The organism is Alteromonas sp. HB246098, assembly GCF_054890645.1.
Genome location: NZ_JBTZUG010000001.1, coordinates 554558 through 575290 on the forward strand (window position 1 = coordinate 554558; position 20733 = coordinate 575290).

A 20733-nucleotide genomic window follows, 5' to 3' on the forward strand; every position below is an offset into this window, starting at 1 on the left:
TAATTCGCACTCATCCCTTGAGTAAGCTACAATTAGATACAATGCTGTGCGATTAAAGTCTAAGCGCACAGAGAAGCTGCGCGACCGCTATAGCGAAAATCAATTTTTCAGTTGAAGGAGATAACTGCTAGTAATGAAGCTATCTAGCCAAACTAATTTGGGTATTGTAACCCTTTTGTTTTTAGCATTTACTGCATTGTCCGTCGCTGAATTACGTGAGCTACAATCAAACACGTCTGAGGCGGTAACGCTGCAGGCTGAAAAAAGTGCGTTGGTATATAAAAAGGGTGTTACTCAACAGGTTCCTCTTTCCCCTCAAGCTGAGCGTCTAGCACTAGAAACGTTACTAGAAAGTGCCGTGGCACAGCCCTACGTATCTGCTGCATCAGTTGTTGACTCAGACGGTAAAGAAGCGTTGAGCGCAAAGGCCGCAAGCGAAAACACCGTGCCACCGTGGTATTCATTCGTTGACCCAAGCCCTGCTTTTGTGAAGCGCATCGCTTTATACAATAGTGAGAATAACCTCGTACTTACGGCAAGTAAGAGTACGCTTGCTACTGGGTTTATCACCGGACTAGTTAAAAATATTGCTGCGTTTCTCGCTCTTGCAGTGCTTCTTTCACTTTTCGTTGTACTCGCTAACCGACGCATAAAGCGCCCCGTTGATGACACCGTTAAAAAGCTCAATGAGATTGGCAGCCATAACTTTACATCGCCTGAAATAACAGCGTCGAGTGAAGATTTTAAGCCATTAACCGAAGCGGCTAACTCACTTGCAGGCACATTATCTACTAAATTTGATGAGCTAAAGCGTCAAGCAGAACTATTTAAAAAAGAAGCCAGTAAAGACTCGCTCACAATGCTAGCCAATAGAGGTGCTTTTGAGCGTCATATGCGCGCTCTTCTAAATGAAAATGCTTCTGCTCAAGAGAAAGAGCTTATCATTGTCAGACTAGCTCACTTAGGCAGTATAAATACGAAAATGGGTATGGTTCCGGGCGATAATTACATAAAAGCGGTGGCAAATATTTTGGTAGAAGAAACCAAGAACAACCACAATATCCGCTTTGTGTTTCGATTGTCGGGCGGTGATTTCGCACTAATCAGCGAAGCTATGGAAAGCGCGGCCCGAGAACTTATGCTTACTAATCTTGCAAAGCAATGTGCAAGCGCATCGCCGCTTCGAGATGGAACCAAAGCGACATACATGGGGATCACTCGATTTGTCGGTACAATGACAATGCCGCAAATTATGGAAAGTGTGGATAGCGCTCTCATTACTGCAATGAAAACCCAAAACGGCTGGCAGTTGGCATCAGAGATATCAAAAGTACACAGTAATACTCAGTGGCGTGAGCGATTGAACTACATTGTGTCTCAACAGTACGCCGATATTATGATCCAGCCCGTAATGAACACAGACCAAAACGTTCCCGCTTATTACGAAGCATCAGGACGTTTTAAGGATAAGGATACAAATGACGTAATCCCTATGGGGCAGCTGATTCCAGCCTCAGAGCGATTAGATCTTATTCCACAGGTGGACAAGCTTGTCACTACTATCGTACTGAAAAAGTTAGAAGTAACTTCTCAACATGTCGCTGTAAATTTAAGCATAGCCTCAATTGCGAATGCCGAGTTTAGAGACTGGTTAGTAAAGGAAATCGCTAAGCGTAAGCCCTTAAGCCATAGACTGAATTTTGAAGTAGAAGATGCCGCCTTAATTCAGTATAGAGAGGTTACAGAATCGCTTTGCCGCCAGTTAATTAACATAGGCTGTGGAATTACCATTGAGCGCTTTGGTGATAATTTTGCTTCACTTTCTGGCCTAAGGGCAATACAACCGCAGTTTGTAAAGCTCTCTGGTAGGTTGACCCAAGGCATTCATACAAATAAAGACAACCAGCTATTTATTTCAAGTCTTGTAAGCATAGCTAAAGGCTTGAACATAAAAGTAATAGCAGAAATGGTAGAAAACGAAGCTGAATCCGTGGCTTTGAATAAGCTTGGCGTTGACCATCAGCAAGGTTATTATTTTGCTAAACCTGCTCTGTGGAATGTGTATTAATACGCCGGTTGTTATTAATACTCATAGATGATTACCGCGCTTTAAGTCGTGCGCGGATGCATGTGAAAAGGTTAAGACATAATAGTGAGCGCCTTAAACGTTTTTTAGACCTACCAGCTTTGACCTGAATATAAGCTTTCAATGGTGTCAGCGCTTACCGGCCTCGAGTACAGATAGCCTTGTACAAATTCAACGTTTAGTGATTTACAGTAGTCAGACTGGCTTTCTGTTTCCACCCCTTCCACAACGATCTTCAAATTTAGTTTATGTCCTACATTTACAATGGCTTCCATTAATGCGCTGTCATACTCATTTTCCGGTGCGCCCTCTAGAAAAGAACGATCAATTTTTAAATGTGTAACCGGAAAATGCTTCAAATAACTTAGTGAGGAATAGCCAGTCCCAAAATCGTCAATTGAGATTTCTACGCCTAAATCCCGCTGTGCTTGTAAATCTTCTAAAATGGTACTGTCTGATTTAATTAGTACGTTTTCAGTAAGCTCTAAACCAATATCTTTAGGCTGCAAGTTGTATTCGTCGCGACAAGCAGTAAGGCATTTAAAATAAGAGCTTTTTTCTAGCTCTTTGCCTGAAACGTTAATATCGATACGAATTTCGATGCCTTTTTGCTTCCATTCTTTCGCCTGTTGGCACGCTTTTTTAAGCACCCAGGTTCCTATATCGCCTATAAGCTCACCGCGCTCAGCGATAGGTATAAAGACATCAGGAGGTACAGCTTTGGTTTTATCTACAGGACACCATCTAAGCAGCGCTTCACATGAAGTAAACCCACCTGTTTTGCAGTCGACCTGAGGTTGATATACAAGCTCAAATTCATCATTGTGCAGCGATTCTCTTAAATTAGCAGCTACATTTCTTTGCTCGCGAAGACGCTGGCTTAGCGCATCTGTAAAAAAATGATATCTGTTGCGGCCTTCAGCCTTCGCCTGGTACATAGCTGCGTCTGCGTGTTTTAAAATGTCGTCAATCACATCGCCATCACGGGGGTACAGGCTGATGCCAATGCTAGAGGTAATATGGACGTTTTCAGTACTTAGCGCAAAACTCTCCCGAAAACACGCGGACAGGGTTTTCGCGATTTCCTCACACCTATTTTCGCAACTTACGTTATTAGCCAAGTAAACAAACTCGTCGCCGCCAAATCGCGCCAGTACGCCATTAGCGTTATCAATGCAGCCTGACAAGCGTTTGGCCACTGACTTTAGCAATTCATCACCCCAGGAATGCCCCAAGGTATCGTTAACCTCTTTGAACATATCTAGGTCGATAAAAAACAGCCCAAAACCTGTGTTAGATGACCGTGCATCGTCAATAACAGAGGTTAAACATTGTTCTAATGCGCGTCTGTTGGGTAAATTTGTAAGTAAGTCAGTGCATGCCATTCGCTCAAGTTCTTGGCGTATCTCGTGCTGTTCAGTTAAGTCAATATCAACACAATACATCTCTGGCGAGTCAGTGCCCTGCTTTAACATTACGTGAGAAGAAAAAACGTGAATGGGCCGACCGCCCTTTTTCTTTAATACCAATTCATCGGAAGGAATAGGCTCGTTAAACTCTATCCAGCGCTGATGAAATTTAATAACGTCATCGCGCATAAAGTTAGGGATAATGAGGTCTTCAAGCTTTTTACCCAGCGCCTCGGTTTCGCTGTAGCCATAGATATCTTCGCTTGATTTATTCCAGTAGATTACATTTCGGTACTTGTCGTACCCTTGCACAGATACTTTTGGTAGGGCACTAATGAGCTCAAGGAACCGCCTCTCAGCAGCACCATGTTGTCCAAACAACAAGGGCTCTTCGTATCTCTGCAAGCTCATCGTACTCCCGTAACTACTTTTTAAGTACTCAGCGTTCGAAAAAAATTTTCAGCACTATTTCAGTGTAGTCTAAAACCAATAGTTAGATGGTCTTATAAGACGCAATAACGAACACAGAAAATAAATGAATACTGTAACTGCCAATACACCATACCGTGTCAATAGCACAAGTAGGATACGACAAAGGTTGTAATCTTTGTGATGGAGAAATAAATGGTGCGTCTACCCTGATTCGAACAGGGGACCTCTACCATGTCAAGACATGAATCACAAGGGTGCAACATCTTCCTATCACATAATTCCCAACAAAATCAACTAAAAGACCTTTACCCCAATCTATTTAGCCTACATTTCACTTGAATTTGGTCACAAATTAGCCACAATCTAAAAGTACTTAAAACGCATAAAAAATAATCAAACTTTCGTTATATAAAGAGAACTTTGGCACTCGAATACCGGCTATATGCGCTCAAAGAGAACTCATCTCATGGCATTTAGGTCGCAGAAAAAACGTCGAAAAGTACTCAATATAGCGCATATAAGTCGCTAGAAAGTATACATGTTCGGTGCAAAAGTGACGCAGAATTGTCACAAAATCGGCTCAACTTTGATCACAAAATTACTCAAAGATTACGCAAAAGTCGCGCAAATTTGACACAAATGAGGACCACGGAATGGACACTGAATTGGAGAAGTTCAACGAAAAAGTTTTGGAAGGCTTAGAGTTCAGAAAAATTTTAATTTCTGAAATCGTTTTTGATGACGTCATCCATTCGCTTTTCGCTTCAGCCAATCCTGTTGCAGGTATACGAACGACATCCGACAGTCACGACAAAGATGCAACGCTTTATAATCTGCTCGCGTTGCAATCACCTATAATTTGTTACCGCTTCAGAAAAAATTATCGCGCGCTAACTGGTACCTTTACACTCGCCTCATTGCACCACGCTCAAGCTAAACTTCGGTTAAAAGAAGATGCCAAGATCCCTGTGTTTATTCTAGAAAAGAAACCTAACGAGTCAGTTAAGAAAGCTATCGCCCTTTTTTCACTCACCAACGACTTACTATCAAAGTGTTTTATTAGCGATGCTAAGAAAATCGGATTTTATCTTCGAGCATGGTTTTCTAAAGACGAAGGCAAAAAAAGTCTGTTTCAATCTGCTGAGTGGAGCGCACTATTCCCACATATAGATACCGCAGAAAAATTAGCGAGCCATTTATCAATTAGCAAAACTGAACTGTTTAGGCGTCAATAAAGAACATGGCAGATTTATCTGAACAAACACTTTCTGATATTTTTAATCTCATTGATGAAGAGCAATTGAACACAATGGCGAAGTTGCTTGAAATGATTGATTGCCCGTCCGATATAAGAGGGTTGCGCAAAGCGATAGCCACTGTCGAATATCTATTCTCTATTTACCCTTCTCGCGTGACGACTTTGTTTGGCATAGACCATCATTCATTTAAGGCTTCATTATTAATCATTCACTCTTATCAACATAAAAACTCTTCAGCATTTTGGAAAGAGTCGCACGGTCGGGGATGGAAGAGTGAACGACCAATTTACTCTCTGCTATTTATTTTCAGTGATAATAGAACCTCCCACGCTGCAGCAGCGCTTCTTCTATTTCTAGAGCACTACTTAAACAACGAAACTAAAATTGTCGGCCAAAATAGAGCTGAAGAGTCAGTCCGTGCGTTCAGGATGTTATATACCGATGAGTCAACCAGAGATGAATGCTTCCGGGAGAGCAGTCTCGATAGAACTGTAAATAACATTTTTGCCATGAGGGAGCGTTTAAAGAGTGACGATGACGATAATTATCTACCTCGAGCTCAGTTGGGCTACCTCTATCAACTTGAACATTTTTACAGGTTAGACTGGGTTACAAGAGGAAGCCATGCCAGAAAAACAGCCAAACAAATACGTGGTCACTACTCAAGAAAAAGATACGAGCGAATAACGGGTTCCGATGACTTAATGACGCCATCGTTAAATACGCAAAAGCTACCACGTATTTACGAAGAAGCGGGTGTAACAAAAAGCGAGGATTTACCCGACGTTACGATCATCAAATCGTCGTCGCCTCCTCCACTACTCCAGCCATATGAGCAGGCATCAACATCAGTTGTAAAAGATAGTGCTCTTCACTGGTTCAATACAAAGAAAGTTAATATAGACATTAGACGCTGTCACAACCTACTTCCTACCAGCCGTACTATTCTGCAACCTCATGAACTAAAACTCTTAATGCGTTCATTAACAAACACGTCAACCGGCGCTATCGGGGGAATCGATAAAAAGCTAATCAGAGCGGTATTACTGATAATGTTAATAACAGCGCGAGACTTACAATCGGTCCTCAGCATCAAACAAGCGTCGACACCAAAAGAAGTCGGCTTTCATTTTGATGGTAATGATATTTTATTGAATGTTGCACCAGAACCTACAACGTTGTCCCCTGTCAATAATGAATTATTGCTGCCTGTTTCGAGCGTTATTTCTATCACGCTGCCCGAACACTTAGTTACGCACGTATCACCCTACTTTTCTGATACGTTTATTGAGCCCATACAACAAAAGAAACCTGTCGAATGGCAGGATGCAATCCAACGCTATTTGAAAGATCTGAATCGAAAATTCAGTATTCAAATAAGTCTTACCAGGGTTGAGCACCATTTAATAAATTGGGTTTCAGCACATGAAAGTTACGACCCTGTTTTAATCGACATACTCGCAGAAAAAACACGCTATCAAAGTCGTTCGGCAAAGCACTATGCCTACTACACAGAAACCGAAATAAATGATGAACTTCACGCGCTATGGAATGCATTATTCACTGGGGCTGCTCATCAACAAGCTGAAAATAGTGATTCTTTAACGCCAACTATTAGCAGCGAATTAAAAATGGAACGAGGTGTTGGCTCTGCGTTTACACCAAAAGCCGATGCGCTATCAACATGGATAAGTGAAAAGGCTTCAATACTCCTTTCAAATAAACCTTTTGCGGTGTCATCTACTTTGGAAGGGCTCGTGAATTATCACAATGCCTACACGCTTTATACCATTATCATGCTCAAGAGCGGCACAGGCTATCGCGCCGTATATAACCCCTTACCAAGCCTAGACTTAGCGCTTTTGCGATATCAAAGTATTTGTATATCTGACAAGGACTCCAAAACACTTTTCAATCATACAAGGGTTGTTGCCTGCCCCGACATATTAAAATCACAGATTTTGCATTACCAAGCACATATCGAAGCGTTTGCTAATTTAATAGCCGTGAATTTCTCTTACTTTGCGCAACAATATTTCACCCATTCATCTCACTTACAGCACCTCAAGCTCACTTCAAAAACTGAGCGGCTAGAGCAATTCTTGGCGATTAAGAATTCTAGCGGTACTGACGGTATGTTTTTATTTTTTACCGAAAGTGACGAGCATGCCAGTCATATCAAAAAAGTAGTACAAAACAGCTCACCCACATTTTTGAACACGTATTTTCCATTTCCCCTAAACTTCGGCCGACACTATATGCGCCGTTACCTACAAAAGAGCAACATTCACCAAGAGCTTATAAAGTTTCAACTTGGGCATTGGATGACAGGTGAGACGGCGTTAGAAAAATTTTCAGAATTAAATCATGCGGAGGCAATTCAAGCACTGCTCCCGACATTAAATAGCATGATGGATGAACTTGGTTGGCGTGATATCCCTTCACTGCTCACGCGGAAAAGGGCGTAATCGTTTGACAGCAATAAAAGCCATTTTTACACCTGACTTCCTGAGCCAATACAGAACTAAAGCGTTAGAAGAGTCTGGCGCTTATTTAGTTATTGCTGAAAACCTACAGCTCGCATCGAACGAAATTAATAATAATATTGATAAGGTCCTAACCCTTACCCAACAGCTTGTTACGTTAAACAATGAAAAGATTGCTTCAAACAGTGTGTCTGCCGTAATAAAAAAACTAAGCAAGGACTTTCAGCTACACAATTTTCAGCTCATGCTGCTTCATTTACTGTTAAGAATGGCACAACAGAGTTTTGGTATTAAATCGGTTCAAATAGAACGAAACTATCAAATAAAGCAGGACGCTCCACTTCTTAAACCTGATGACTTCTTAACATCAAGGCTGCAAACAGAGTTATATGACCTACTAGAAAGAGAAGCAAAACAGCTAAGCTATTTAGGCTCACCGGAAACACAGACTGGCTTTCTCCTTCTGTGGTTATTTCTTAAAGAAGGTATTGATAGTACCGCCGCGTTAACGGCTATTGTATATCAGCCCAATAATGTCAAAACCCTATCTCGACATTGGTTTTATCAGGGGAAGGAAAGAATATGGCTATCTTCGACTGCAGAACTGCTTTTGCGGGCGTTTTGGAACAGCTATGTTGGCAAACCAAAAAATTGCCTTACGGAAATAAACAATACCCTGATTGCTGAACGCATCATTCCTTCATCCACTCGCGTTCAAATAGGTACATTGCGCGCTATGCTTCGCACCGAATATATATTTAAAACTAGCGCCTCTAATTATGCCCAACAAAAGCGATTAATGCCGTCGTCATCTCTGTCTAGTAAAACACTGTATAGGATCATGACGGGCATGAGCGTAATCCATGCGTCAACGGCTCACCAAATAGCATCTATAACCCAAAACCAACGTGGACTTTGGCTATCTAGCCTTAGAAACGATAAGACCGAGACTACAGAAGCAAGGAACAATAAGGACGGGCTAACCACTTTAGAGCAAGTCGAAATCGTCAAGCGGTTTTCCGACCAAGTAAAAATACTGGCTCGACAAGAAAGCGCCCGAAATTATACGAAGGTAAAAGAACGTCTTAGGCTGTGGCTTCAAGAAAGAGAAAATGCAAAGGCAACGCCCTTTTGTTGGCTTTTATTGTCTTGGCTTTATCACTTACTAGCTCACGGAGGCATGCGAAAAAAACGTTTAAGGCCAAGAACGATAAAAAAGTACATAAATAGTGTGGCAGCACCTGTGCTTCAAGAGTTTGTTGATTGCAAAGCTGACAAATTGGATGGGCTTACATGGGCTGAAAAACTAAACTTGGCAGCAGAGAATATAGACTCAAAAAACCGAGACTATATATTGTACTTTGCTGACTTTGTTGTAATGAACGATTTAGTACCCGACCTGTGTTTGTCTGACCTTGATATCTCTTCTTCCCGTGGCAGTGTAAATGCCAACATTCTTACGCAACACGAAGCGAAGTCCGTCATTAGTACGCTTAACCGGCTAGATAACAAAGCCTCGCACTTGGCACAGTTATGCTTTTGCCTTAGCTTTTACAGCGGTTTACGACGAGGTGAAATTGCTGGTTTGCAATACGCGGATTTAAACTCAATGGGTGATGACTATATTAATTTACACGTAAGGCCAAACAAATACCGTGAACTAAAATCGCCTCAAAGCGCCAGAAATATTCCGCTGGATGTGCTTTGGCCAGAAGAGGAGCTTGTAAAGCTTAAGCAGTATTTACGCACCTCAAAAACCAAGTTTAAGAAAAAGAAGTCCAAAATATTTAACGATGAAGCGCGCTTAAATGAAGCATTTTTACTTGCTACCGAGGCGATGAAATTAATCACAGCCGAACCCACAATACGCTTTCATCATTGCCGCCATTCATTTGCCAACTGGCTATACTTGCTAATTTCACTACCAGAGAAACGTCAGGCAAACTTTTACCCGTTTACTCGTCACGACTATTTCGACGTTTCCAATAGGCAAAGAATAATGAAGCGCTTGGCACTGGTAGAGTATTCGCGGAAGAAAATGTGGGCGGTATCTATTCTTCTTGGTCACAGTTCGCCCGCAGTCACCATGGCGTCTTACATACATACCAGCGAATTTTTACACCGCCTAAAATTTGCAAACCACGGTCCCTCCCCTCGTTTACTTCGTAAGTTTTGGGGGCAAAATATCTCGATAGATGACTACGGTAGAATAGACAATTACCCTGCATCCAAAGCTCACCTTTTAACGGCGCTTCCCAAACAGATAACGCATAAAGTAATAGGCGAGAAGCAACAGGAAAAAAATATAACGCAGTGGCTTGAGAGCAAGCTCGTTAAAAAAGAAGAAACGAGCGAAATTACACTCTCGATGATACGCACATGCTTTGAGATGCACTCTGAGAGCCATTCTCCAGAAGAAATTGCCCGAGTGTTGCCTATCACCCGACAACAAGTTGCAGAAATCATTGAGTTAGAACCAGTATCTAATGAACGAGTTCACAATCAACCGAGCAACAGCAGCCGTATACATGCCCTATACAAAAACATGACGGCCCGTCAGCATGAAATAACAAGCGAACTAGCCGAACAACTCGATGCCCTCGGCACATTTGATGAAATCGAGAACCGTGTCGACTTACATAGAATCAAGAACTTAGAGAAAAACCTCGTTAAAGCGAAAGACTTTCTGATCCGCTCATATGATTGTGAAGCCATACTTTCTCTGCTGGTACTCTTAAAACTACTCGGTTTTACAGAAGAACAGTTGCGCCTTCGATGGTATTTCCCCTCTCCTTCGCAATTTGATAGCAGTAAAAGGCAAGAGTATCGAGCGGACCTTCGTTTTTGGATACAAAATGTCGTTATGAAACTTTTTCCTGAACTTATGATAGAAGTGATAGTACCTCACAACTACGCGCAAAATATTAAACACGTCCCCAGCGTTAAAACAATAACAAGTGACGAAGGCCGTTTTCTCAGTTATGAAAAGCATGGCACCGTTAGTGTACATTTGCTTGAAAGCCCTTTAGTAGCTGATAAGTCTGAACCAAGTACTCCACCTCTATCAAGACGAAGTAGAGCTTATGTTTGCTTTCTAAGACTATTGTTTACTTGGGTGAATTTGCACCATGAATGATGAATAAAAACGCAGGGACTTTCAGCACTTATCGTGTGAATGGTGCTCGCTAGAAGTAAGTTAAATGGATAACGTCACGTTTTAAGGGCTTTAAATTCACATCCATAATATGAGTATGTAGCTAACCTTTTATAGAATCCAAAGTAATGGCAGGGTGTATCTTTTAAACTAGCTATCACTGTTAGCTAATTCGCGCCATTAAAATCTCGAGGCTCCAAGATACTAAACTGCCACCACGGTTGACAGATTTAAGCGGGAGTTACAGGCAGTGAACAGACAATCCAAAATTCGAATTCAAGAAATACTGTTTTTTAAATTTGATCCAATTCTTGAAACCCAAGCTAAGTATATAAATAACCAAACTTAAAAATATTTTTGATATTTTTTGTATTTCTCTTTCTTGTCTGTGAACCACTCAGTAAGGTCTACATTAAAAAAAACGCCGTTATTACCATTTCCGCGATGTACGAAGCCGATTGAGTATTTAGATTTAATATGAAGCGTCAAACCATGTCCTATAGAGTCCGCCTCTTCTCTATCCCAATAAAGAGAGGTTAGAGAGAACCCTATACCCTTCTCCCACCAATTCAAACCGGCCCATTCTAAAGCGATTGCTACCGAATCTCGTGAACCGCGTTCTAAATTGTCAATTCTTTCAACAACCAGTGTTGGATGGAGAAGAATAATTTGGAGTTTAGGCGGCGCCACCAATGAAGGACCATGAAATTCATTACTGTAATATTGGGTAGTCGCCCATACCTCCCAAGGCCACTGGTACCGACTTTCATCCATAAACGAGTTCCAGCTTTTAACCAACCCATTATGCTTTTCTTGGTTAGTTTCCAATAAGACGTTCCGATAAGAGTAAAAAGCAGGAGAAAGAGCGAACCTAAATTGTTCAGCAGCACCACGACAACTCTCAGCTCCTTCTACCTTTGCACATACGCTCTCTAGTGTGTCGTCAAGGGCGAAATCTAAGTCATGCTCGTGGAAAGGAGGTAGTTGGAATTTAAGTCGATCGTTCCCAGGTTCGTAACTATCAATTATATTTATGAGGCTGGTAAAGTCGGTATTCTCGTCAAAACGATTCGTTTGATCATGCCATTGTCCGACAATTTTCTTTATCCCTGGAAATGATGTCTCTGGAAATGCTTCAATGTAGGCTTTTCTAGCTTTGTCGGTGAACATTTTTAATTCTGCTTTTACATTACCTATATCTTCATCGGTAATGTGCAGCGAATGTAAGCAGAGCTCTGTAGCGAGCTCTAACGCATCCTTTTGCAATTCTTCAAAGCTAGTGCTGTTTAAAGTTATGTCATTTGGTTCACAACTGATAGTGGTGAGGTCGTCACCGTCAGCGAAAACTCCAGCACTGAAGGTCATTAATAAAAGCAGTATATTCCATTTCATAACTAGTCCTTTTTTAAAATTCTTCACGTAACCGCTTAGCAGTTTCTATTGCGTCCTGAACAGCTCGGAAAAGTCGAATTAGTGCTAGACCTTGTTCGTTAGTGTCTTGGCTGTTTCGAACTTTATTAAACTCATTCTCGATGGTTTCTAGTGGCTTTTTAAGGTTGCGCTCATCATCATAGTGGGCCTGCTCACCTAATCGATAGGTGGTATTACTGATTGATTCACCGACAATATTTCTCATTATGGCGTAACAAACAGTCGGCGCAGCTGCATATTCGGTCAAGTCATGGGTATTAATATTCCGAACTGTCGTGATCCTACCTGAATAGCCTGTATCGATAGGCGCATCCCATCGCTTGAACCAAGTGAAGGGGTCGAATTCATTGAAAAAGTTAAAAAAGCGTTTGGAGCACTTATGAGGGCCAGAGTTAACTACAGACGTATGTGGGTCGCCAATACCATTAAGAACATTTACTAAACGGCTGACGTTGGCAATTTGAATGATGGCGTCAAACTTAAATGTGTCCACGTCTAATTCAGGGGCTTTCGCTCTAATATCAGCATCTTTGCGATACAACTTCACCAGAGTATCGTGGAGAACAGCTGTACCTAAGCTATGAGCAATAACATTTACGGTTTGCCCTGTTCGGTTGGCTTGTATGTATAGTTCATTTATTTTGGCCGCAAGCTCGTTGCGTATCATCTCCCCCCAGAACATTAGCCCGTAATAAATGACATCCATCCAGTGCGTGTAGAAAAATTTACCAGAATCAGCCTCTGAGAACTCCTCCACAAGCTTAGCGGCGACATCTTGGACTAGTCCCCTGCCCTGCAACAGGGTGATATGGTCAATGAGTGCTTGAGCATTTTCTGCATCTCTTAGCAATATTTCTTCAAGAGACTTAGAATAATTAAATTCATGGAGTTCGACTTTTTCCTGAAACTTGTAATCCTCGAAACCAAAGTGTGCGGCCGTTTCATTTACGCCGTCGCAGACCTCTTTTTGAGTCGATGTTAAACCCTCTTGGGCGTTCTCTTCTTGGTGATGTGTTCCCATGCCATGGATTAATAGTACGATGGGTTTTGGCGTAGCAGGAGGCATAACTAATCCTTGTTTAATGTAATCCTTATATTAAATTAGCTGATTGCACAAAAAACATCCAATTAATTTTCAATTCTCAAATGCGGACTCATTAATGCTAACACTGACAAACTGGCTTATATTATTACGGCTGTTGGCCGTAGAGTTCGAACGAAGCCACAAAGAAAGCTACAAACCTAAAAATTACGGCGTCAATGATTATGTTCGGAAAGAACCAGCCCTATCAAGACGAAATAGAGCGTATAGTTGCTTACTAAAACTATTGTTTTCTTTGGTGAATTTGCACCATTAATGATGAACAAAAACGCAGGGACTTTCAGCAAGGCATGAGCACTTCGCGAGCACAGTCAATGCAAGTATTGCTAGAGGGGTAATTAAAATCAATGTGGCTAGCACTTTGAAAATAAAGCGATCCGCGAGTTTTATATTCAAAATGTATAATTATAAATTCAGGATATAAAAGCTTATAAAGTCGATGGCTTTGACCAACGTTAAGTAATAACTTTTAAACTCGAAGCTAAGGCGGCACATTCACGAAAAGCTCTACAATACAAGCGGGCGAGCTTTCTTCGCAACTTACACTAAAATATATGTCGCCGTAATCGGGCTCTTTATTGCCAAATCGGCACACATATCATAACATCTGACCTGTTCAAAATTTTACTGTATGCAAAAATCATAATTAATAAGGATATTAATTTGACTCCTTTTTTATTTCCCCCTGTAACTGTTATTCCTCAGCTTTTGCATTGAGCACAAACACTCTCGAATAAAAATAAGTGTTTAAACATTACTCGTGAACTCAGTGCCCTACTTAATACTCTAGATAACTCGCGAAAGCACCATCAATTGATAAAGGACTAATAAAGTTTGATGTCACAAATTAAGCTAGCGGTAATCGTGGCCACTAAAAATCGTCACAAGTTACTGGCTAAGCGCTCGCTTCCATCAATAGCTCATCAATCTACGCCCCCCGACTTTCTAATAGTATGTGATGACTCTGATTTAGAAATTCGTAGCCTGAATCGAAACACTGTTCTAGGAATCGAAATACCCAACTGCAATGTGACTTACAGATTAAACACACGCACTGATGGAGCAAGTGGTTGTTGGAATAGTGCGGTTCAATACCTCGCATCTCAAGTTGACGCTGCAGAAAATGTAATATTAGCGTTTTTAGATGATGATGACTCATGGCATCCCAAGTATCTAGAAGAGTGCATGAAAACGTTGCAGTCTTATAAGTTAGATATGGTAGCCAGCGGATTTAATCGAATCGAAAGTGACTGTCAGAGCCCTATCCAAACTCCCGCTCCGGCTAAACTAGAAGCCTCATTATTTTTAACAGGCAACCCTGGAATTCAAGGCTCCAACCTGTTTCTTCGAATGAGTACTTTCCTGCAAACCGGAGGGTTTGATGAGTCTCTAGCTAGCTCTACCGACCGCGATCTTTGTATTAGATTAAGTGAGCTGAGCACTGTGCGTTATCGAGCGCTACCCAAGTTTTTAATTGTTCACTACGCTGAAGCTAATAGAACGCGACTAAGCAATAGCGGTGGCAAATCAAAACTTAACGGCCTTTCTTCTTTTTGGACAAAGTACCAAAGTCGAATGAATGCATCAGAGGCCACAAGCTTCAAACAACGCGCTCACGAACTCTTCGGTTGGAAACCACCTACGAAAAAAGTTTCACAAGAGTGCTGCCCTGAGAATAAAGCGCTTGTTCTTTGCTGTTCCAAAACGGTGACACGGGAGTTACTCGATAAAATTGTCGTGTTTTTCCATTTTTACCGAACAATCGATCTCGTAGGCTTAGATGTTGTGTTCCACACTGAACCTCACGACTCACTCGGTGATTACGTAGCAAAAACTTTGAGAGATTTAGGAATAGGATGCTTTCTAGTAAAGAAACTTGAGCATCTAGAAAGCTACGCAGTTAATGTTTCAAAACTTCGACCAGGCAGTACTGTGTGGGTAATAGATAGCCTTGCAAAACCCCACTTAGAACTTTTTGATGATTCAGAATCATACCTGATCTCTAACGGCGCAAAAGTACTCAATACGGAAAAGTACTCAGATAAGATGTTTTCAAAAGGTGAATCAGAAAACCTTGAAGAAGAAATTTACGCTCAACGTTTGGTTACCGCAGAACATCGAGTTAACTACCACTTCAATACACATAACTTACGCCTATTAGGCTCTGGTTCAGAAGCAATTGTATTTACCGATGGCTTAACTGTTTACAAATGCATTGACTATTGGAAAACCCGTACACCCAAAGCGCAGTTCGAATTCTTGCGCGATTGTGGAGCCAAATGGACGAACGTTCCTGGTATCTATCCTCTCCATCACGTTATTAGGGACGGTGCTTGGGTACTCATCACGTATCCATATGACGAAAGCTTGGCCTATAACGGTGGTTTCGAAAAGCACGTAATTGAGCTCATAAACGGTTGTACTCGCGCCGGAATTGTCTGCAATAACATCCACCCTAAAAACCTGATAACAACAGAAACAGAAGTTAAGCTAATTGATTATGGATCGGATATCCGTCCATGGAACGAGCTAGGCTTCGAGCATATGGCTAGGCGTGCATATTTATCATGTCACCATGCGCATCGCGATGATTTAAAACAACTTATGCGCAAATCTCTTAATCATTTAGCCATGCCTGAGCTATCCGGTTATGCAGCTTTCCGTGCGAAGCTAGACTACCCTATTGATCGAGTTAAGCCAGTCGAAACTGTGTTTGAAAATGCCCCTAGTCATAAAGCTTTCAAGCTTGTAATAGGCGTTATTTCTGCAGACCCACTGATGTTAATGCCTCTACTCAATAGTCTTAGAGTATTGCACGACCATGAAAGCATAACTTCATTATCAGTTTTTGTTTTGTGTAATGGCTGTACCGCATCTGACTTTATCAAATTTAAAGGCGAATCATTTGACGATCGGTTATCAGTTAATTTTATTTCAGAAGAAGTTCAGCTTAAAAATGCAAAATCAGGATTATTTGGGTCTGAAATTAAAAGCCGACCTCCAGGTCAAGTGGGTATAGCATTTGCGCGAACCATGCTTCAACGTTACATAGGTAACGAACTTGAAAAATCATCAGGCGCGATTGGCTGGTTACTTGATGATGATATGCGCATTGATGTGCGAGCGCGTGAATACATTGAGTGGCTACCCGCGTTTCGAGAGCATAACGTAGATGTACTTTTCGGCGCTTATGAAGGTTCATCCCCTAACCCCCCGTTGAACGGATTAAGAGTTCAATTGATGGACTTAATGCATAACGCTATTTGGTTGGCAAAGCTGCCAGAAGATGCGTTATTACCCGATCGCACTGAAGAAAATAGAGCAGTTCGTAAAACGTTCTCGGACTATTATTATGACCTTTCTCGAAAGCATAGCGCTCATTTGGAAACACCGCTTTGGCTTGAGCCTAGTTATCCATTTGAAACAGTCAGAGAGGCTAGAGCTCGATTATTCTCGGGCGCTTTGGGTATCCTTGATGGCACTCCACTGACTCGTTCTATTATCGCAGCGCCATGCCGAAACCCAATTAGCGAAGCAAAGGATTCTGTAAATCGAGGGGGCTGTACATTCATACTCAACCCCGAAGCACTTTTAAAAACGCCTAATTTATCCCCACTATTGAATGGTAAAGAAGCCCGCCGTTCAGACATGATCTGGGCAATCATCAATAAGCACTACCAAAGAATGACGCTTAAGTCAGTTTCGTTTCCTGTGCATCACGTCGGACGAAGTTATTCAGAACCAACAATAAATTCGGAAAAAGTACAAGGCGAAATAGTTGGTTCTGCAGTCTACGCCGGGCTCGTAGAGTTTTTGGGAGAAAACTCTGAACACAGATTGAAGTTTTCAACAGATGAGGTAGCAGATATTTATTCGCGTTCGATGAGTCATATGAACTCTAGACTACGACTCTTAGAGCAAAGCTTTTACCGTATTTCGGGGTTAGCAAAAGCGATTGCGAACGGCCCTTTTTGCAAAGAGTTAAAAGCTTTAACAGATTGCCTTCAGCAAGAGTTTTCACTAAACGCTTTTGAAGAAATTAAATCAGCAATTCACGACTTAGATAAAAATGAAATATCCAGCTTTTTAACGCAGATGACAACTTCAACCGAAGCATACACGACATCAACAAGTGGTGAATACGCGTGCAAAAGTCACAACACTAAAATCTGTGAGAGCGATGAAGTAACGGAGAAATATTTTGAAACTACAAATTGATAATTGGTGTACTCTTCCTACGCCAATGGGTAAGTTCCGGATGTATGATAGTTTGGACGAAAATTACAGCATTGTCTGCATGGGTGATATCTCTGCGCAAGGAGAATGGCCCCTATTTCGAGTGCACTCTTCCTGCCGTGCGTCTGAAGTATTTGGCGCGTTGGATTGTGACTGCGCTGATCAACTGACTGAAACAATGAAAAAAATCGCGTCAGAGGGACGTGGTATTGTTGTTTATCAACAGCAAGAGGGCCGTGGACACGGCTTATCTGTGAAAATAAATGCTGTTCGAGTGATGGAAGATAAACAAGTCGACACTGCGGAAGCTTTTGAGCAGCTTGGTATTGAGCAAGACATTCGTAGCTATGCGGAGGCGGTGTCTGTATTAAAGCAACTGGGCATTGAAAAAGTACGATTGGTGTCAAATAACCCTCGTAAACGCCAATTTTTGAATAATCATGGTATCCAAACCTCGGTTGTGCACACAAACCCGAATATTCGACCTGAAAACAAAGAGTACCTGCACACCAAGAATGAAAAATTAGGCCACAACTTGCCTCTAGCATTTGAAAGCAATAAAGACATACCTATTCATTTTTACCACTCTGACCAACCATGGGGAGAACTCTCAAATTTCTCAAGACATTCAGTTTTCCTTGACGGTAAGATTTGGCCTACGACAGAGCATTATTACCAAGCACAGAAATTTGAATCTCAACAGCTTAAGGAACAGATTAGGTGTGCTGCTACCCCAATGTTAGCCAAGTCTGAAGCTAATCAACACCTAGAAGAGTATGGACGAGCAGATTGGATCGATGTTCGGGAGCATTTTATGCTCGAAGCTTTGAGGGCGAAATTTAAACAACACCCTGATTTAGCAGAAAAGCTCCTATCCTCTGGCAATCGCTTGCTAATTGAATTGACAGATAACGATGAATATTGGGGCGATCCTGGTGATGGCTCTGGCCAAAACCGACTGGGTCAACTCTTAATGCAGGTAAGGTCCGAGCTTAATAGTAAAAGCGTTGTTTCATCCGCTCTGGCAGAAGTAAATTAAATGTGCGGTATAGTTATATTAGCGGGTAAACAAGCCGAAACATTAATTCCCGCATGTATTAAGCGAATTAAGCATCGTGGACCTGACGAACAAGTTGTATTAACAGAGAATGAATTCGCCGTTGGTTTTCAACGTCTTGCGATTAATGGTGACGTTCAGGTTGGTCGACAGCCCTTCAAAGTTGAGGGCTGGCTTGGTGTTATAAACGGTGAGGTATATAACTTCAGCGATTTAGCTTATCAATATCAATTAGAAAGTCATGGATGTGATACCAGCGTTGTCTTACCGCTTTATTTACGGCTAAATGAAAACGTGATTGAAGAATTAGATGGCTTCTATTCTGCTGTTTTAATCGAACCAAACAGAATCCACGCTATTTGTCTTCGCGACGCTATGGGAAAGAAACCGCTTTACGTTGGAAGCTCCCAAGGCCAGATATTCATATCCAGCGAGCTAAAAGCGTTAAAATCAATTGAGTGGTTTGACGCGCTCCCCAAAGGTGTTTCAAAAGTTTGTTTGAAAACGGGTGCAGTGACCTTAGTTAAAAGCTTTAGGCGTTTTCAGAGCACCTTGAGTATTGAACAAGCTTTAATTGAGGGAGTTCGCAAGCGACTGCCAAATCATAACCAAAAGGTAGCAATTTTCTTGAGTGGCGGGTTGGATAGCTCACTTGTTGCGAGTATTGCATCGAAACTTCGAGACGATGTAGTTTACTTTACGCTAGGCAATTGCGACGGAGATGATCTTAGTGCAGCTCATACAGTTGTACAATATTTAGGGCTGAAAAACGTAGTTGAAATTCCACTTCCTAAAATTGCCGAACTACCACGCCTCATCAGTCAAGTCGTTTACGCTACTGAAAGCTATAACCCCTCAGTAGTAAGCAATGGTTTAGCTACTTTTCTTCTAGCAAAGGCAGCCAACCAAGCAGGCATTAAGGTAGTACTTACCGGCGAAGGCGCTGATGAGCTTTTTGGTGGGTATCATAGTTTTTCTGAAGTCGATCCTTGGAAAGCAACACGAGAGCAACTAATAAACGATATGACATTTACTGAGTTACGTCGACTTGATATGGCATGTATGGCCAATAGTGTTGAGCCTCGATGTCCATTTCTGGATAAAGACGTTAGAGCGTTTAGTGATACGTTAGAATATGACGAACTCTACAGTGACGGGATGAATAAAGTTACATTGCGAAGAGTATTTGACGGCTTTCTCCCTACTAAAGTTCTGCTAAGAAAAAAGGTCTCATGTGACGTAGGCTCGGGTATCAGAGGAATGGTGGTTAACTACCTAAAACGCAATGATCGCAGTGAGAGAGATGAACTTCTCGACATTTGGAAGCGGCATTTTCAATTTGACCACTCCGATGACTATTTTCATTCGTACCCCGTTTTCGACTCGGCAATTAATGCCAGAGGGGAAACACATCGATGATTAGCGACATCCAACAGCTTATGTACAAGCATTTCGATACTATTCCGTTTCATAACTTAGATCTACTATATGGTCGTCCAATTCAAGGAGGGGTTCCCGGAGGTACTTGCTCAGACAAAACACTCGCGTTTCTAAATGATTTGAAAAAGCATAATGTGAATGCTCAACTTCACAGTGCTTTTATTGGTGGACAAGAGATCCATCGTCTAGTCCGTCTTGATATTGAAGGACGTGTATTTTTCGCAGACGTGGGAAACGGTTGGCCTGCACTAAATCTATTTCCTGCTGATGAAGGGGTTTATTTCGAGTGTTTTGGTATGACATATCGCTCCGTTGTTACGGAAAATTGGGTTCGCATATTTCACCAAAGGCAAGGTAAAGAAAGTCTTCAGATGGAAATAAACGTCACACCTAAATCTGAAACTGAGATTCAAGAGCAAATAAATTCCCGCTACACGTCCGGCATTGAATACCCCTTTTCAACAAGCCTTCGTTTTTCGCTAATAGTTGGAAACGCGTTTTTGTTTTTAAGGGGTAATCGTTTAGAACGATATTCTATGGACAGTTTCTCCACATTGGAGCTGCGAGAGAAAGAAATTCCCTCCGCTATAAATAGTGAGTTCGGTTTTGATGTAAGTAGTTATTTTCTTTAGTGCCAAATT

The 20733-nt window shown here is 41.6% G+C and carries 11 protein-coding genes; 8 read left to right on the top strand and 3 right to left on the bottom strand.

What is annotated here, in order from left to right:
- The first annotated feature begins 133 nt into the window (after positions 1 to 133).
- On the top strand, positions 134 to 2068 hold the full coding sequence (locus ACYTPF_RS02330; protein ID WP_461851065.1) for an EAL domain-containing protein: 1935 nt from the start codon (positions 134 to 136) through the stop codon (positions 2066 to 2068).
- Between the two features lie 110 nt (positions 2069 to 2178).
- On the opposite strand, the gene ACYTPF_RS02335 is transcribed toward ACYTPF_RS02330, so the two are convergent.
- Positions 2179 to 3906, bottom strand: coding sequence for a sensor domain-containing protein (locus ACYTPF_RS02335; protein WP_461851066.1), 1728 nt, complete (start codon positions 3904 to 3906; stop codon positions 2179 to 2181).
- A 674-nt stretch (positions 3907 to 4580) separates the two neighbouring features.
- Between ACYTPF_RS02335 and ACYTPF_RS02340 the strand changes: the two genes are divergently transcribed.
- From ACYTPF_RS02340 to ACYTPF_RS02350, 3 genes are read left to right on the top strand one after another with little or no spacing between them, the layout of a single operon-like run.
- Positions 4581 to 5162 carry a hypothetical protein gene (locus tag ACYTPF_RS02340; protein WP_461851067.1) on the top strand — a complete coding sequence of 194 codons (582 nt, stop codon included), beginning with the start codon at positions 4581 to 4583 and terminating at the stop codon, positions 5160 to 5162.
- A 5-nt stretch (positions 5163 to 5167) separates the two neighbouring features.
- Entirely contained in the window at positions 5168 to 7654 is a 2487-nt protein-coding gene (locus tag ACYTPF_RS02345) for a hypothetical protein (RefSeq protein WP_461851068.1), read from the top strand.
- A 4-nt stretch (positions 7655 to 7658) separates the two neighbouring features.
- Entirely contained in the window at positions 7659 to 10808 is a 3150-nt protein-coding gene (locus ACYTPF_RS02350; RefSeq protein ID WP_461851069.1) for a tyrosine-type recombinase/integrase, read from the top strand.
- A 363-nt stretch (positions 10809 to 11171) separates the two neighbouring features.
- Here ACYTPF_RS02350 and ACYTPF_RS02355 read toward each other — a convergent pair whose 3' ends face one another.
- A complete protein-coding gene (locus tag ACYTPF_RS02355) occupies positions 11172 to 12218 on the bottom strand; it encodes a hypothetical protein (RefSeq protein WP_461851070.1) in 1047 nt (348 codons plus the stop codon).
- A 13-nt stretch (positions 12219 to 12231) separates the two neighbouring features.
- Positions 12232 to 13323, bottom strand: a complete 1092-nt coding sequence (locus ACYTPF_RS02360; protein ID WP_461851071.1) for a hypothetical protein — start codon at positions 13321 to 13323, stop codon at positions 12232 to 12234.
- Positions 13324 to 14196: 873 nt separating this feature from the next.
- Between ACYTPF_RS02360 and ACYTPF_RS02365 the strand changes: the two genes are divergently transcribed.
- The 4 genes from ACYTPF_RS02365 to ACYTPF_RS02380 are packed head-to-tail and all read left to right on the top strand — an operon-like array spanning position 14197 to position 20724.
- Positions 14197 to 17577: a glycosyltransferase family 2 protein gene (locus tag ACYTPF_RS02365; RefSeq protein ID WP_461851072.1), complete on the top strand. Its 3381-nt coding sequence runs from the start codon at positions 14197 to 14199 to the stop codon at positions 17575 to 17577.
- A complete protein-coding gene (gene ribA / locus ACYTPF_RS02370) occupies positions 17561 to 18634 on the top strand; it encodes a GTP cyclohydrolase II RibA (protein WP_461851073.1) in 1074 nt (357 codons plus the stop codon). The genes ACYTPF_RS02365 and ribA overlap by 17 nt, the downstream gene beginning before the upstream one ends.
- Positions 18635 to 20071, top strand: a complete 1437-nt coding sequence (locus ACYTPF_RS02375) for an asparagine synthetase B family protein (RefSeq protein ID WP_461851074.1) — start codon at positions 18635 to 18637, stop codon at positions 20069 to 20071. It abuts the gene before it with no gap.
- Positions 20068 to 20724, top strand: coding sequence for an arylamine N-acetyltransferase (locus tag ACYTPF_RS02380; protein ID WP_461851075.1), 657 nt, complete (start codon positions 20068 to 20070; stop codon positions 20722 to 20724). Before ACYTPF_RS02375 ends, ACYTPF_RS02380 begins: the two co-directional genes overlap by 4 nt.
- Positions 20725 to 20733 lie beyond the last annotated feature (9 nt).